The 16,392-nt window shown below is 72.5% G+C and carries 11 protein-coding genes; 5 read left to right on the top strand and 6 right to left on the bottom strand.

What is annotated here, in order from left to right:
* Nucleotides 1-17 precede the first annotated feature (17 nt).
* The 5 genes from ACF1AG_RS26670 to ACF1AG_RS26650 form a co-directional block, all read right to left on the bottom strand.
* Complete coding sequence (locus ACF1AG_RS26670) at nucleotides 18-590, bottom strand: GNAT family N-acetyltransferase (protein WP_387795099.1); 573 nt, start codon at nucleotides 588-590, stop codon at nucleotides 18-20.
* A 65-nt stretch (nucleotides 591-655) separates the two neighbouring features.
* Nucleotides 656-1,876: a cysteine desulfurase-like protein gene (locus ACF1AG_RS26665; RefSeq protein WP_391810515.1), complete on the bottom strand. Its 1,221-nt coding sequence runs from the start codon at nucleotides 1,874-1,876 to the stop codon at nucleotides 656-658.
* Nucleotides 1,877-1,902: 26 nt separating this feature from the next.
* Nucleotides 1,903-3,099: an AI-2E family transporter gene (locus ACF1AG_RS26660; protein WP_359606323.1), complete on the bottom strand. Its 1,197-nt coding sequence runs from the start codon at nucleotides 3,097-3,099 to the stop codon at nucleotides 1,903-1,905.
* A gap of 125 nt (nucleotides 3,100-3,224) precedes the next feature.
* Nucleotides 3,225-4,430, bottom strand: a complete 1,206-nt coding sequence (locus tag ACF1AG_RS26655; protein ID WP_391810514.1) for a glycoside hydrolase family 64 protein — start codon at nucleotides 4,428-4,430, stop codon at nucleotides 3,225-3,227.
* A gap of 151 nt (nucleotides 4,431-4,581) precedes the next feature.
* Nucleotides 4,582-5,436, bottom strand: coding sequence for a GntR family transcriptional regulator (locus tag ACF1AG_RS26650; protein WP_391810513.1), 855 nt, complete (start codon nucleotides 5,434-5,436; stop codon nucleotides 4,582-4,584).
* 303 nt (nucleotides 5,437-5,739) lie between these two features.
* Here ACF1AG_RS26650 and ACF1AG_RS26645 point away from each other — a divergent pair, with 303 nt between their 5' ends.
* The 5 genes from ACF1AG_RS26645 (at nucleotide 5,740) to yicI (ending at nucleotide 15,123) form a co-directional block, all read left to right on the top strand.
* A complete protein-coding gene (locus ACF1AG_RS26645) occupies nucleotides 5,740-7,167 on the top strand; it encodes a cellulose binding domain-containing protein (RefSeq protein WP_391810512.1) in 1,428 nt (475 codons plus the stop codon).
* 194 nt (nucleotides 7,168-7,361) lie between these two features.
* On the top strand, nucleotides 7,362-10,310 hold the full coding sequence (locus ACF1AG_RS26640; protein WP_391810511.1) for a GH92 family glycosyl hydrolase: 2,949 nt from the start codon (nucleotides 7,362-7,364) through the stop codon (nucleotides 10,308-10,310).
* Between the two features lie 117 nt (nucleotides 10,311-10,427).
* Nucleotides 10,428-11,180, top strand: coding sequence for an IclR family transcriptional regulator C-terminal domain-containing protein (locus tag ACF1AG_RS26635; RefSeq protein WP_359606724.1), 753 nt, complete (start codon nucleotides 10,428-10,430; stop codon nucleotides 11,178-11,180).
* A 91-nt stretch (nucleotides 11,181-11,271) separates the two neighbouring features.
* On the top strand, nucleotides 11,272-12,468 hold the full coding sequence (locus ACF1AG_RS26630; protein WP_391810510.1) for a PP2C family protein-serine/threonine phosphatase: 1,197 nt from the start codon (nucleotides 11,272-11,274) through the stop codon (nucleotides 12,466-12,468).
* Between the two features lie 384 nt (nucleotides 12,469-12,852).
* On the top strand, nucleotides 12,853-15,123 hold the full coding sequence (yicI, locus tag ACF1AG_RS26625) for an alpha-xylosidase (protein WP_391810509.1): 2,271 nt from the start codon (nucleotides 12,853-12,855) through the stop codon (nucleotides 15,121-15,123).
* Nucleotides 15,124-15,263: 140 nt separating this feature from the next.
* Here yicI and ppk2 read toward each other — a convergent pair whose 3' ends face one another.
* Complete coding sequence (gene ppk2, locus ACF1AG_RS26620; RefSeq protein ID WP_391810508.1) at nucleotides 15,264-16,322, bottom strand: polyphosphate kinase 2; 1,059 nt, start codon at nucleotides 16,320-16,322, stop codon at nucleotides 15,264-15,266.
* Nucleotides 16,323-16,392: the final 70 nt, after the last annotated feature.

The following is a 16,392-nucleotide window of genomic DNA, read 5'->3' as shown; positions in this document are numbered from 1 at the left end:
CCGTGCGCCGTGTGTCCTCAGCGCAGGTCGAGCCGCATCAGCACGCGGGGGTGGCCGGACAGCACCGAGGTGGTGTCGGCGGCGTGGGTGAACCCGGCCCGCTCGAAGTTCCTGCGGAGCCCGGGGTAGGCCATGGTCAGGTCGACGCGGGCGTCGCCGTTGTCGAGGGGGTACGCCTCGACTGCGGGGGCGCCCTGCGCGCGGGCGTACCGGACGGCTCCGGCGATCAGGGCGTGCGAGAGGCCCTTGCCGCGGTGGCCGGGCCGAACCCTGACGCACCACAGGGACCACACCGGCAGGTCGTCGACGTGCGGGATCTTTCGGTTGCGGGCGAAGGAGGTGTCCGCGCGCGGGGCGACGGCGGCCCAGCCGACGGGCTCGCCGTCGTCGTACGCGAGCACGCCGAGGGGAGTGCCTGAACGAAGCAACCCGGCGACGTACTCTCCGCGGGCGGGGCCGCGCAGCTCGCGGTTGAGCTTGGAGGGGACGCGGTAGCTCAGGCACCAGCAGACGTTCGCCTGCGGCGACTTGGGACCGAGCAGGGCACGGACGTCCTCGAACTCCGAGGCCGGGCGGACTTCGACGGTCATGCGTCCACAATGGCACGAACGGCCCGCCGGCGCCCTCATACGGGAGGCGTCGGCGGGCCCGGACGTCAGAGTGCGGCCGGGGTCTCCTTCAGGAAGTCCGCGAGACCGTCGATCAGGCGGTCGACGTCCTCGCCGGAGGTGTAGCAGGCGAGGCCGACGCGCAGGCCTCCGGTGTCCCCGAGGCCGAGGTGGCGGGATGCCTCCAGGGCGTAGAAGTGGCCGGAGGGGGCGTGGACGTTCCGTCCGGCGAGGAAGCGGTAGGCGTCCTCGGTGCGGCGGCCGTCGAAGGTGACCAGCAGGGTCGGGGTGCGGCGGGCCGCACGGGAGTGGACGGTCGCCCCGTCGAGTCCCGCCAGGCCCTCCTCCAGACGGGCCCGCAGCCGCGCCTCGTGCGCCCCGATCGCCTCGTACGCCGCGTGGAGCCGGGCGCGGCGGTCACCGGCGCCCGGCCCGCCGAGCCCGGCGAGGACGTCGACGGCCGCGCGGGTGCCGGCCAGGAACTCGTAGGGCAGGGTGCCCAGCTCGAACCGCTCGGGCACCGCGTCCGAGGACGGCAGCAGCTTGTCCGGGCGCAGGGTCTCCAGCAGCTCCGGTGCGGCGGCCAGGACTCCGTGGTGCGGGCCGAGGAACTTGTACGGCGAGCAGACGAAGAAGTCCGCGCCCAGCGCCCGCACGTCGACCGGTGCGTGCGCCGTGTAGTGCACGCCGTCGACGTACAGCAGGGCGCCCGCCTCGTGGACCAGCCGCGCGATCTCGGCGACCGGGGGCATGGTGCCGATCAGGTTCGAGGCGGCGGTGACCGCGACCAGACGGGTACGCGGCGAGAGCTGGGCGCGGACGTGGTCGGCGGTCAGCTCCCCCGTGTCCTGGTCGAAGTCCGCGCGGCGGACGGTGGCGCCGGCCCGTTCGGCCGCCTGCACCCACGGGCGGATGTTGGCGTCGTGGTCGAGCCGGGTGACCACCACCTCGTCGCCCTCCGCCCAGCCGGCGGCGAGGGTTCGGGCGGCGTCGTAGGTGAGCTGGGTGGCGCTGCGGCCGAAGACGACGCCCGCCGGGTCGGCGCCGAGCAGGTCGGCCATGGCGCGGCGCGCCTCGACGACGAGGGTGTCGGCGTGGCGCTCGCCGGGGAGCAGGCTGCCCCGGTTGGACAGCGGCAGTGCCAGGGCGTCGGCGATCGCCTCGATGACGGGGCGCGGCGTCTGGGTGCCGCCCGGGCCGTCGAAGTGGGCGGTGCCGGCGGCCAGCGCGGGGATGTCGGCGCGCAGTGCGGTGAGGTCGTACGTCACGGGAGCTTCCTGGAGGTCGGAGGGGGTCAGGCGGCGGGGGCGCCGGGCGCCGGGGACTGCGGTGCCGTCGGCCGCGGAGCGTCGGACTGCGGCGCCGAGGGATCCGGCGTCGACGGTTCCGGAGGCCGGGGCGCCGATGGTTCCGGCGCCGGCGGTGAAGGCGGGTCGGTGAGCTGTTCCCGGAGGTAGTTCCAGACGACCGCGATCAAGGCGGCGACCGGCACGGCGAGCAGGCTGCCGACGATGCCGGCCAGGCTGCCGCCCAGCGTCACCGCGAGCAGGACAACCGCGGCGTGCAGCCCGAGACCGCGGCTCTGGATGATCGGCTGGAACACGTTGCCCTCGAGCTGCTGCACGACGATGATCACGGCGAGTACCAGCAGCGCGTTGACCAGCCCGTTGGACACCAGCGCGATCAGCACGGCGACGAGCCCGGCGAACAGGGCGCCGATGATGGGCACGAACGCGGACACGAAGGTCAGGACCGCGAGCGGCAGGACCAGCGGCACGTCGAGGATCCACAGGCCGATGCCGATGAGCACACCGTCGATGAGACCGACCAGCGCCTGCGACCGGACGAACGAGCCGAGGGTGTTCCAGCAGCGGGCGGCGACGGCCGGCACGTCGGTGGCGAGCCGGCCGGGCAGCTGGCGGCGCAGCCACGGAAGGAAACGCGGCCCGTCCTTCAGGAAGAAGAACATCAGGAAGAGCGCCAGCACGGCCGTGACGACGCCGCTGACGACGGTGCTCACCCCGGTGACCGCGGTGGTGGCGATGGACCCGGCACTGTCCTGGATGCGGGCCATGGTCGCGTCGAGGGCGGTGGAGATCTGGGCGTCGTCGATGTTCAGCGGCGGGCCCTCCGCCCAGTCGCGCAGCTTCTGCACGCCCGCGACGACACCGTCGCCGAGTTCGCCGGCTTCCGACGCGACGGGCACGGCGATGAGCGCCACGGTGCCCACGCCGATCAGCAGGAACAGCACGGTCACCAGGGAGGCGGCGACCGCCGGGCGCAGTCCGCGCCGCAGCAGCCAGCGGGTCGGGGGCCAGGTGAGCGTGGTGAGCAGCAGACCGACCACCAGGGGCCAGACCACCGACCACATCCGGCCCAGCAGCCAGAGGGCCACTCCGGTCGCCACCAGGACCAGCAGCAGCTCGCCCGAGATGCGTGCCGAGGTGCGCAGCGCGGCGCGCGTTTTACCGGCGTTCAACGAGGCAGACATGGTGGAACCTTATGGTGCCCGCGGGGGCGCGCGGTGATCGCGGGGCACAACGGGCGGGCGCCCACGGGCCGTCGGGCGTGTGCCGCCCCGGCCGGCAGGCCGGCAGGGGCGGCGGGCGGGAGCGGTCAGTCGAGCGGGTCGAGTGTCAGGGACGCCCCGCGCGGGTCGCCGTCGTGGACGAGCGACTCGTGGGCGCCGACGTCGTCGAAGGCGAAGGCGTACGCCTTCCCGTCGGCCATGTGCGCGTGGACGATCCGCGCGTAGTGGTTGGTGACCGGCTCCTGGTAGAACCCGGCCGCGCTCCGGTCGGGCTGGTTCGGGTTGGCCAGCAGGGTGGTGCGGTTGAAGCCCGCGCACAAGGTGCGCGAGATGGGGCCGCGCACCTGGTCGTTGGGCGCGTCGAGGAGACGGTGACAGCCGAAGACGGACGAGGCGTCCGGCTTCTGGAAGGCGGTGACCTCGTTGCCGGCGCCGTCCCTGAAACGCAGGACGCCCCCGGAGACCCGGCCGGTGTACCGGACGTCGGGACGGTCGGCGAAGGGGGTGACGGTCAGGTCCGTGCCCGTGTACTTGTCCCAGACGCGGTTGATGTAGTCGTCCATGACGGACGCCGGGAGGGCGCCGGTCTCCACGCCGTAGAGCGGGGACAGGGCGCGCAGCACGGTGCCGTCGGAGCGGGTCTGGATGAGATCCGCCCAGCCGCCCGGCTGTGCTCCGAGGGCGTTGAACACGCCGTTGTAGCCGCCGGGCTTGAGCTTGCCCGCGCTCAGCGTGCTGCCGTCACCGCGTCGCACGCCCACCGTGTAGGGCGCGGAGAACATGTCGACCTGGGTGCTGTTGATCCACAGTCCGGAGTCGTTGAGCGTGTACTCGGACCAGTTGAAGAGGATGTCGCGGTTGGGGTCGGTGGGGTTCTGCACGGCGGGCTGCACCAGACCGCCGGTGGTGAGCCGGAACTCCATCTTGCGGCCGTAGGAGAAGTAGATGCGGCCCGAGAACTTGGGGACCCGGATGGTGGTGGACGCGCCGGGCGCCGGGCCCGGGATGGAGGCGTCGGGCGCGGGGGTGGGCGGGTTGCCGCCGGCGGGCCATGGGTGGAAGGCGCCGCTCGCGTCGGCCCATCCCTGGCGGCCGGACGACAGCTCGGTGCCGAGGTTGTAGATGTGGACCTGCTCGGCGCGGCCCGAGTTGTTGGTGATGGTCAGCGGGATGGTGGCCGGGACAGCGGCGTGCGCGGGGGACGGGACCCCGGCGGCGAGCCAGCCGCCGCCCAGCGCGGTGGCGATGCCCAGAGCCACGGCGGTGACCCGGCGTCTGAGGGTGTGCAGCATGGTCGTTCTCCGTTCGACGAGTGGCCGACTACGGGTGTGAGAGCGCTCTCAAAGAGAGTCTCGCCTTGGTATGGACCTGTCAACGTTTCAAGCACGAATTGAGGAGGAGATGGTTCCGCATCTCGTGGGCGCATGCGCCGGACGGTGCGGCTCAGTCGTGCTGGACGACTCCGTGCGCCGAGAAGCTGACCGGCCCTCGGGACGTGAGGTCGCCGGGCGGGAAGCCGGGGTGGTGGCCTCCTTGAGCCCCTTCCGCCCCGCCCGCGCGCGGGGCACCCGGACCGAGGGCGAGCCGGGAGACGATGCGGTAGCGGTCGCCCCGGTAGACGGAGCGGACGTACTCCACCGGACGCCCCTCGGTGTCGGTGGTGAGGCGCTCGAACAGGAGGGCCGGCGACAGCTCGGGCACGTCGAGCAGCTCCGCCTCCGCACGGGTCACCACGGTCGGCTCGACGGACTGCACCGCCTCGATGACCCGTACCCCGTGCCGGTCGCGGAAGTGCTCGTAGAGGTCGCCCCGTTCGAGCTCCGCCTCGGTGAGTCCCGGCACCAGAGCGACGGGGAGGTGCAGATGCTCGATGGCCATCGGGGCACCGTCCACCAGCCGCAGTCGGGCCGCGTACCGGACCTCGGCGGCCGGTGACACACGCAGCCTGCGGCCCACACGGGCGCCGGCCGGGAGGGTGCGGAACTCGAGGATGCGACTGGTCCACACGCCCTTGGCCTGCGGCACGGCCAACGCGCCGTGTCCTGGTACGAGTTCCTGGGTGATCTTCTCGGCGGCGACGAACATGCCCCGCCCGTGCTCGCGCACCAGCAGCCCCGCGACCACGAGTTCGTCGACCGCCGCCCGCACGGTGGGGCGCGAGACACCGAGCAGGGCACAGAGGGCCCGCTCGGAGGGGACGGCGTCCCCGGGACGGCGGGCCTCGATGAGTTCGAGGAGCGCGTCGCGTACCCGTTCCCGCTTGAGCACCGCCCCCGAGGCGGCGGGATCGACAGGCATACGGGCCTCCCCTCGTCGTCGGCCGCGGCGGGCGCGCGGGGCGACTGGTATGCCCTCGACCTTAACTGGTCCGGTCTGCGTCGGGACGCCTCCCGAGGCATGCAACTTCCGTTTCTACGCGCAGGGTTGACGCGCTCATTGGTCTATGCCACCTTCTCTCGACATCAACTGGTAAGGCCCCGGCGGGCAACTGGTCAGTTCCGAGGACCGGTCCGTCACCGCGAGCCCCGCGCCGGGCGGCGCCCCCACGCCCGCCGCGCGGACGCACCCCCGTGCGCCACCCCCACCGCGAAAGGACCACGGATGCGTACTCGTCACCCCGGCCGCCGCGCCCGCGCGGCACTCGCCCTCACCGCCCTGCTGGGCGGCGCCGCCCTCACCGGGCTCCCCGCCCCGGCCGCCACGGCCTCGGCCGGCCCGCTCGCCGTGCAGTACCGCACCAGCGCCGCCGGCGCGATCGCCGACCAAGGTGAACCCTGGTTCAAGGTCCGCAACACCGGCTCCGCACCGGTGCAGTTGAGCCAGGTGAAGATCCGCTACTACTTCAAGGCCGACGCCCCGGACGTCCCGTACCGGTTCGCCTGCTCCTGGGCGGTCGTCGGCTGTGCGGCCGTCACCGGCACCTTCGGTACGCTCCCCGAGCCCACCGCGACGGCCGACCGCTACCTGGAGATCGGGTTCACCCCGTCCGCCGGGACGCTCGCGCCGGGCGCCGACACCGGGGACCTGCAACTGCGCTTCCACCGGGCCGACTGGCAGACGCTGCGGCAGAGCGACGACTACTCCTTCGGCGCCGCGCGGACGTCGTACGCCGACTGGGACAAGGTGACCGCGCGGCTCGCGGGCGCCACCGTGTGGGGCGCGGGACCAGAGGGCGACGACCCGACCGTCCCCGCGGACCCGGCCGACCCGCCCGGCGAGGGCGGTCAGGCGCTGTTCGACGACTTCGACTACGCGTCGCACACCGACCCCGACCTCGCGGCGCACGGCTGGCGCGTCCGCTCCGACGCGGGCGGCCCCGGGGTGCCGGGGGCGACCTGGGACCCGTCGAAGGTGACGTTCTCCTCCTCGGGCGGCAACTCGGTGATGGACCTGGAGACGTCCACCGCGGGCACCGGCGCCTCCACCACGCACACCGAGATCCTCACCCGGAGCATGAAGTTCGCGTACGGCACCTACGCGGCCCGTGTCCGCTTCTCCGACGCCCCCGTCTCCGGCCCGGACGGCGACCGCGTCGTGCAGACGTTCTTCACCATCAACGACCTCAAGGCGCCGATGGCCGACGACTACGCCGAGTACGACTTCGAGTATCTGCCCAACGGCGGCTGGGGCGAGCCGTCGTCGATCCTGTACACGACGTCCTGGGAGACCTACGCCCCCGACCCCTGGCAGGCCGTCAACCAGCACAGCGAGAGCCGCCGCAGCTTCGCCGGCTGGCACGACCTGGTCGTCACCATCGACGACTCCGGCATCACGTACTACGTCGACGGCAGCCACTTCGGCACCCATGACGCCGCGTACCTGCCGGAGCGGCCGATGTCGATCAACTTCAACCAGTGGCTGATCGACCTGGAGGGCCGGTCGTCGGCCACACCCCGCGCCTACCACCAGCAGGTCGACTACGTCCTGCACGTCAAGGACGAGGTGCTGACACCCGCTCAGGTCACGGCGAGGATCGACGCCTACCGCGCGTCGGGCACGTCGTTCGTGGACGAGGTGCCCGCGCCCTGACGGGCCGTTGCGCCGGCCGGGCCCGCCCGTCGCGGGTCCGGGCGGCGCACCGCGTGATGTTCCCCGCACTTCAACCGGTCGTCTCCCAGGGCTTCCGCCCGCGACGCCGGGGCGCTGAACTGTAGGCCGCGAGAGCACCGGGTCGCGAGCAGACAACGTTGTCAGCACCTCATGGAAGGCAGGAAGACCCCGTCATGTGGAGAGCCACCGAGTCGCCCGCGCCGACGCCGCCTCCGGGCCGTCGCAGACTCCTCACCGCCGCCCTGGTCCTCGGATCGCTGGTCGCCGGACTGGTGCCGGCCGGCGGGGCGGCCGCCTCCCCGGGCCGGAGCGACGTCGCGGCGTTCGACGCCGTCGACCCGTTCATCGGCACCCGCCTGGACACCTCCCAGAACAAGGGCAACAGTGCCTACGGCAACACCTATCCGGGAGCCACCGTCCCGTTCGGCATGGTGCAGTCCTCCCCCACCACGTACCGCTCGTCGGACGGGGACCAGAAGGGCGGCTACGAGTACACGGCGGACAAGCTTCGCGGCTTCGGCATGACCCGGCTGTCCGGCACCGGCTGCGAAGGCCGGTTCAGCGGCTTCGACTTCCCCGTGCTGCCCTACACCGGCGCGCTGCCCGGAGGCGCCCTGCCCACCGCGCCCGCCGACCGGATCACCGACTACTACCTCGGTTTCGACCACGCCGACGAGAAGGCCGACCCCGGCTACTACTCGGTCGGCCTCGCGAACGGCGTCGACGCGGAGCTGACCGCGACGACCCGCACCGCGGTGAGCCGCTTCGACTTCCCCACCGACGCCGGCGCGACGCTGCTGCTCGACGTCGCCGGGTCCAACAACCGGGTGTTCGGCAGCGAGGTGACGGTCGACGGCGCCACCGTGAGCGGCTGGGTGGAGGCCGCCTCGGTGTGCGACGAGGGCGGACGCTACCGGGCGTACTTCTCGACCACGTTCGACCGTCCGGTGCGCTCCTACGGCACCTGGCAGGGCTCGGAGGTGCGTCCCGGGGCGGACACCGCCTCCGGCGGCACGGCCAAGCACGGGGCGGGCGCCTACCTGGTGTTCGACCGTGGCGCCCGGGTCACCGCGAAGACCGGCCTGAGCTACGTGAGCGTCGAGGGCGCCGCGCGCAACGCGGCCACGGAGACCCGCGGCAGGTCCTTCGACGCGGTCCGCGCGCAGTCCGCGCGCGTGTGGCGGGACGCCCTCGGCACGCTGCGCGTGGACGGCGGTACCAGGGACCAGCGCGTGAAGTTCTACACCGCGCTGTACCACGCGCTGCTGCACCCGAACGTCTTCGACGACGTCAGCGGCGAGTACCGCGGCTACGACGGCGAGCTGCACCGGGTCGAGCGGGGCAGACACCACTACGTCACCTACGCGGGCTGGGACATCTACCGCAGTCAGGCACAACTGGTGGCGCTGCTGTTCCCGGAGGTCGGCAGTGACATCAACCAGTCGCTCACCGACATGGCCAGGCAGTCGGGCGCCTGGCCCAACTGGCCACACCTCAACCAGCTCCAGCAGAAGATGAGCGGCGACTCCCTGCAGTCGGTGGTCGCCTCGCTCGACGCGTTCGGCAGCACGGACTACGACCGGCGCGCGGCGCTGGAGTCGATGCGGTCGACGCAGACCCTGCCCGCCGACGCCACGCTGCGCCGGCACGCCTACCAGTACGCGACGGTCGGCTTCGTCGAGAGCCGCAAGGGCGACTCGGCGACGTCGAAGACGCTCGAGTACGCCGTGGACGACTTCGGCATCGCGCAGCTGGCGAAGCGGCTGGGCGACGAGGAGACGTACGACCGGTTCATGGTACGGGCGCAGAGCTGGCAGAACGTCTTCGACGACGCCGACGGGCACATCCGGCCGCGGGAGCGTACGGGCTTCGACCGGAACTTCGACCTGGGTGAGCGGGGCAACCAGTTCGAGCAGGCGACGGGGTACCAGTACGGCTGGATGGTGCCGCACAACGTGGGCGCGCTGATCGAGAAGCGGGGCGGGACCGAGGCGGCCCTGCGGGACCTGGACGAGCACACGCGAGAGCTGGACGCCGGGGTGTACGGCACCAAGGGCGCCTATCTGAGCAACCAGCCCAGCTTCACCATGCCGTTCGTCTACCACTGGCTGGGCCGGCCGGACCGCACGGGCGAGGTCCTGCGCCGCGCGGCGGACGAGATGTACGACACGACGCCCTCGGGGCTGCCCGGCAACGACGACCTCGGCTCGCTGAGCAGCTGGTACGTCTGGGCGAACATCGGCCTGTTCCCCGCGGTCCCGGGCACCGCCGACCTGATGGTGAGCAGCCCGGTGTTCGAGCGCGTGGTGGTGGACAGCGCCGGCAGCCGGCGCCGGATCACGGTCGACGCACCCGGTGCCGCGCGAACGCCTTACGTGGCGGCGCTGAAGGCCGACGGACGGGCCACCTCGAAGTCCTGGGTGCCCGCGGAGTTCACCCGTGAGGGCGGCCGGCTCGACCTGCGGATGGCGTCGCGTCCCGGCACCTGGGGCACCGGCGCGCGAGATCTGCCGCCGTCGTACGCGGACGGCACGGACGCCCGGAACAACATCGGCGTCACCCCGGACGGTCACGGGAACCTGGGGTCGCTCGACCTGAGCGACAACTCGCTGTCCCGGGAGCGACTGGCCGAGGCGGGCGCGGCGCCGGGCGCCGAGCTGCCGCTCGGTGACACCGGGGTGGTGTTCACCTGGCCGGACAGCGGGCCCGGTGAGCCCGACAACTGGATCCCGCACGGTCAGCGCGTCCCGCTGGGCGGCCGGAAGGCCACCGGGATCTCCTTCCTGGGGCTCGCCACCAACGGTCCGTCGCGGGGCACCGCGGTGGTCGAGTACACCGACGGATCGACGCAGACCGTGCCGCTCGGCCTCACCGACTGGACGCCCGGGACGGACTACCGGTTCGGGAACGAGCCGCTGGTGGTCACGACGGGCCGCAACCGGGCGGCGGGCGGTTCGGACACCGCGCAGACCAAGGTGTTCGGGACGCGTCCCGTGGCGCTGGATCCGGCCAAGCGGGTGTCTGCCGTCGTGCTGCCGCGGGACACCGACCGGGGTGTGATGCACATTTTCGACGTGGCGCTCACCGACCGGCCGCTCGCGGCGGACGGACAGGACGGCTGACGCCTGGCGCTGACGACTGACGGCTGACCGCTGACGGTCGTACACATGGAAGCCCCCGTTCCGATCGGAGCGGGGGCTTCCCTTGCCGTCGGCGGACGGGTGACGCACGCTGGACGCATGGGTGCGAGCCCGACGCTCATCTCCTCCGTGCAGCGCGCCTTCCGGCTGCTGGAGGTGGCGAGCGCGCACGAGACGGGCGCGCCGGCCAAGCAGCTGGCGCGGGAGACCGGGCTGCCCCTGGGCACCGCCTATCACCTGCTGCGCACCCTGGTTCACGACGGCTACCTGCGGAAACTCGACGACGGCAGCTTCGTCCTGGGCGACCGGCTGCAGTCCCTGCACACCGGCGGCCGCGGCCAGGCGCGGCTGGCCCGGGTCCGGCCGGTCCTCTCCGCGCTGCGCGACGAGCTGTCCAGCGCCGCCTACCTCACCTTCTACGAGGAAGGCGAGATCCGCGTCTCCGAGGTCGTGGACGGGCCCCGCGCCCCGCGCGTCGACCTGTGGGTGGGGTTCGAGGACGCCGGCCACGCCACCGCGCTCGGCAAGGCCGTGCTGCGGGAGCTGGACGACGACTCCCGCAAGGAGTACCTGTCCCGGCACACGCTGAACGACCTCACCCCGCACACGGTCACCACGTGCGTGGAGCTGATCCGCCGGCTGGAGGACACACCCCTCGCCCCGGCCGTGACGGACCTGGAGGAGTACGCGCTGGGCACGGTGTGCGTGGCGGTGCCGGTGTACAGCGGCGGCACCGTGGGTTCCCTCGGGGTGTCCATGCCCCGTAACCGCCTCGACCGGATCGACGAGGTCCGCGAGCGTCTGCTGCCGATCGCCCACCGGGTCACCCGCAGCCTGTCTCTCACTATGTGAAAACCGCGTCCTTGTGATGCCGGGCACCATCACCTTTCCTTGAGATACCAGGCAAATCGGACACGCGCACAGGTGAGGAACCGGACAGGACATGAGTCACGCCCGTCAGCATGGACGCGACCACTCGCCGATACGGCCGTACCCGCGCGGGCTGGAGTCTCTTCGATCCCCTCGCGCCCGGGCGTGCGGGCACTGGGTCGCCGAGACGCCGGCGCTGCCCGTCCTGGTCCTCTGTGTCATCGTGGCCATCGACATGGCGGCCGGCACCGGCCGGATCTGGCTGCCGCTGCTCGCCACGGGCCCCGCGCTGGCGGCCGCCACCAGCCGGCCCCGCGAGGTTCTGGGTGTGGGCGCCCTGGCCGTCCTGCTCGGCACGAGCATCGCCTACCGCCACGACATGGCTCTCGCGCACCTGTCCGTGGTGCTGTCCGCCCTGGTGACCGTCACCCTCGCGGGGTCCCTCACCAGCGCGCTGCGCGCACGACGTGAACGGGTGCTGGCCGCCGTGCGGTCCGTCGCGGAGACCGCGCAGCACGCGCTGCTCCAGCCGGTGCCGGAAACGGTCGGCCCGTTCCAGACGGCGGTGCGCTACAGCGCTGCCGCCGCCGAGGCCAGGATCGGCGGCGACCTCTACGCCCTCGTCCCCACCCCGTACGGCGTGCGGATGATCGTCGGGGACGTGCGGGGCAAAGGCCTGCCCGCCGTGGGAACGGCCGCCCTGGTGCTCGGCGTGTTCCGGGAGGCGGCGTACGACGAGCCGGACCTGCTGGACGTCGTGGGGCGGATCGAGCGGAGCCTGGCCCGCAACCTGGGCGGCGACGACTTCGTCACCGCCGTGGTCGCCGGCTACCCGGAGCCCGGACGGCTGGAGGTGGTCAACTGCGGCCACGCTCCCCCGCTGCTGATCCGCGGCACCGACGTCACGGCCGTCGAGCCCGTCCGTCCCGCGCCCCCGCTGGGGCTGCGCGCCCTGTCGGATGACGTGCCCCACCTCCAGGTGGTGCCCTTCCACGACGGGGACCAGCTGCTCCTCTACACCGACGGCGTCACGGAGGCGCGGGACGCCGACCGCGCGTTCTACCCCTTGACCGAGGGCGTCACGCGGCACCTGTGCGACGAGCCCGCCCGGACGCTGGCCGCGCTGCACGAGGACCTTCTGGACCACGTGGGCGGCCGGCTGCACGACGACGCGGCGCTGCTCCTGCTGCGCAGGCCGGCCGCCGCACAGGCCGGGGAGTCCGCCGGGGCGCCCCCCGTGGCGGACGTGGACGGCGTCACGGCCGCCTGAGGCGCACCCCCTTCAGAGCCGGCCTCGGCGGACACCGGCATTGCGAAGGCGTCGAACTGCACGACGTCCGGCAGCGACATTGGACGAGGCCGTCCGCCCCCTGGGTGGGACCGGCCCGGTGGGTTCCGGGGCCGGCGGCACTGTGGAAGGGTAGGTGAAGCGCTTCGACACCGGGCCGCCACGATGGGGGTCTCGTCTGCCACTGCACCGGGGTGTAATTTGTTTGGCCTGACAACCAATACGCCGCCACGAGTCGGCCGCGCCAGCCCGCCAGCAGCACGATCTTCTCGCGCCAGGGCGTGACAGGTTCCGCGGATCCTGCCATAGTTCCTGGTCAGAGGTCCCTCTCTCCCTTCCTTCGCCCTCCCCATCCCGAGGAAGACCATGAAATTCACCGACGGCTTCTGGCGCATCCGCGACGGCGTCCAGATCTCGTACGCCACCGAGGTGCGAGACGTCCGCGCGGAATCGAAGCGCTTCACCAGCTATGCGTCGACGAAGCAGGTGACGCGCCGGGGCGACACCTTGAACGCCCCGCTGGTCACGGTCGACTGCTTCTCCCCCGCCGAGGGCGTCGTCGGCGTGCGGGTCACCCATCACGCCGGGAAGCGCCACCCCGGACCGGACTACGCGCTCGCCGCTGACGCCGGGGGCGCGGGCGAGGTGCGCCGGGACGGCGCGGTCACGGAGCTGACCAGCGGCCCGCTCACCCTGCGGCTGGACGCGGACGGCGGCTTCGGGCTCACCTTTCTCGACGCGGACGGACGGCAGCTGACCCGGGCGGGCGCCAAGAGCACGGCGTACGCCACCACCGCGGAGGGGACGCACCACATGCTGAGCCGGCTGTCCCTCGGCGTCGGCGAGCACGTCTACGGCCTGGGCGAGCGCTTCACCCCGTTCGTCAGGAACGGCCAGACCGTCGACGTGTGGCAGGCCGACGGCGGCACCAGCAGCGAACAGGCCTACAAGAACGTGCCGTTCTACCTGTCCTCACGCGGCTACGGCGTCTTCGTCAACCACCCCGGCGCTGTCTCCTTCGAGGTCGGTTCCGAGTCCGTCGGGCAGGTGCAGTTCAGCGTCGAGGACCAGACGCTGGAGTACTACGTGATCGCGGGTCCGACCCCGAAGGAGGCACTGGGCCGGTACACCGCGCTCACCGGCCGCCCGGCGCTGCCGCCCGCCTGGTCCTTCGGCCTGTGGCTGAGCACCTCGTTCACCACCTCGTACGACGAGGCGACGGTGACCTCGTTCGTCGACGGCATGGCGGACCGCGGCATCCCGCTGTCGGTGTTCCACTTCGACTGCTTCTGGATGCGCGAGTACCAGTGGTGCGACTTCCGGTGGGACCCGGAGGTGTTCCCGGACCCGGAGGGCATGCTGGCCCGGCTCAGGAACAAGGGCCTGCGGGTCAGCGTCTGGATCAACCCGTACATCGCGCAGAAGTCGCCGCTGTTCGACGAGGCCGCGGCGCTCGGACACCTCGTGCGCCGGTCCGACGGTGACGTGTGGCAGTGGGACCTGTGGCAGGCCGGCATGGGCCTGGTCGACTTCACCAGCCCCGACGCCCGCGCCTGGTACCAGGGCAAGCTGAAGGCGCTGCTCGACCAGGGGGTGGACTGCTTCAAGACGGACTTCGGCGAGCGCATCCCCACGGACGTCGTCTGGCACGACGGCTCGGACCCCGAGCGGATGCACAACTACTACACACACCTGTACAACCGCACCGTGTTCGAACTGCTGGAGAAGGAGCGAGGACAGGGCGAGGCGGTCGTCTTCGCCCGGTCGGCGACCGCCGGCGGCCAGCAGTACCCGGTGCACTGGGGCGGCGACTGCTGGTCGTCGTTCGAGGCGATGGCGGAGTCCCTGCGCGGCGGACTGTCGTTGTCACTGAGCGGGTTCGGCTTCTGGAGCCACGACATCGGCGGGTTCGAGGGCACGCCCGACCCGGAGGTGTTCAAACGCTGGCTGGCGTTCGGGCTGCTGTCGTCGCACAGCAGGCTGCACGGCTCCACGTCGTACCGGGTGCCGTGGGAGTTCGGCGACGAGGCGGTGGACGTCGCCCGGCAGTTCACACTGCTGAAGCACCGGCTGATGCCGTACCTGTACGGCGCGGCGGCCGAGGCGCACCGCAAGGGAGTGCCGGTGATGCGGCCCATGATCCTCGAGTTCCCGGCCGACCCGGCGTGCCGCCCGCTGGACCGCCAGTACATGCTGGGCCCCGACCTGCTGGTCGCGCCGGTGTTCGGCGCCGACGGCGACGTGGAGGTGTACCTGCCGCAGGGCACCTGGACGCATCTGCTGAGCGGCGAGCGGGTGACGGGCCCCTGCTGGCGAACCGAGCGACACGGCTACGACAGCCTCCCGCTGTACGTCCGTGAGGGCGCGGTGCTGCCGCTGGCCGGGGACGACTCCCGCGCGGACGGCGACTGGCTGGACGCGCCGGTGCTGCTGGTGCACCCGTCGGGCGCGTCCGACTACGCGGCGGAGGTCACGGTGCCGGACACGGCGGGCCTCCCCGCTGCCACGTTCCACGTCCGGCGGGACGGGGACGCGCTCCGGGTGACCGCGTCGGGCACGGACCGGCCGTTCACCGTGCGGGTGCCGGGCGGCGCGGAGGCCTCGGGCAGCGGGGAGGTTTCGGTGCCGGTGAGCTGAGGCTGCCGGTGCGGTGAGATCGCCCCGTTCCGGTGGAGGGGCTCGGCGGGGCCGGGCGGTTCGGCGCGGGCACGTCCCGGGGATGCGCCCGCGCCGCGCAGTCGCCGCGAGCCGCCCGGCGGCGGGTGTCACGGCCGGGTTCACGACCCCGGCCGCTGCCCGCCGTCCGGGTGGGCGCCCGGGCCGTGGCCGGGGCCCGCCAAGGGGGTCGGGGACAGGGCCTCGGGTTCCTCGCCCGGCTCCAGCAGGGTGTGCGCCGCGCCCACGATCAGCGGGTCCGGCTTGCCGAGCGCCTCGTGGTCCTTGGCCGGGTAGTCGCAGCGGTCGAGGAGGCTGCGCATCGCTTCCAGGCGCCCGCGCCGCTTGTCGTTGTTCTTCACGACCGTCCACGGGGCGTGCGGGGTGTCCGTGGCCCGGAACATCTCCACCTTGGCCTTGGTGTAGTCGTCCCAGCGGTCCAGCGACTCCAGGTCCATCGGCGACAGCTTCCAGCGCCGCAGCGGGTCGACCTGGCGGATGGCGAACCGGGTGCGCTGCTCGGCCCGCGACACCGAGAACCAGAACTTCACCAGCATGATGCCGTCATCGGTGAGCAGCATCTCGAAGAGCGGGGTCTGCTCGAGGAACAGCCGGTACTCCTCCTCCGAGCAGAAGCCCATGACCCGCTCGACGCCGGCCCGGTTGTACCAGGAACGGTCGAAGAAGACGATCTCCCCGCGGGCCGGGAGATGGGCGACGTAGCGCTGGAAGTACCACTGCCCGGCCTCCCGCTCGGTCGGCTTCTCCAGGGCGACCACGCGAGCGCCACGCGGGTTGAGGCGTTCCATGAACCGCTGGATGGTGCCGCCCTTGCCGGCCGCGTCGCGTCCCTCGCAGACGACGACCATCCGCTGGCCGGTGTCCTTCACCCACCGCTGCATCTTCAGCAGCTCGATCTGCAGGACGCGCTTGGTGCGCTCGTACTCCGACCGGCGGATCCTCCGGTCGTACGGGTGGTTCTCGCGCCAGGTCTCGATGGGCGTGCCGTCGGCGTCCAGCAGCACGGGGCGCTCCGGCCGGCGGACGTCCACCTCCAGCCCGTGCAGCAGATTCTCGCCGGTGGTGCGCGACTGCTTCGCTCCCCCGTCCGTGTCCGCACGGTCCTCATGGGTGTCCGGGTGGTCACGCCCCTGTCGCTCGTCCGGGTGGTCGGCCGTCACGTCGTCTCCCGCCTTTCGGGTCCCGTCTCACCGGGTTCCCCCTCGTGCAGCGTATGCCCGGACGGGCGTG

This window comes from Streptomyces sp. NPDC014764 (assembly GCF_043082785.1).
Classification (GTDB): Bacteria; Actinomycetota; Actinomycetes; order Streptomycetales; family Streptomycetaceae; genus Streptomyces; species Streptomyces althioticus.
Note: the sequence above shows the minus strand (reverse complement) of the source record. Positions and strands in the feature narration are given on the sequence as shown.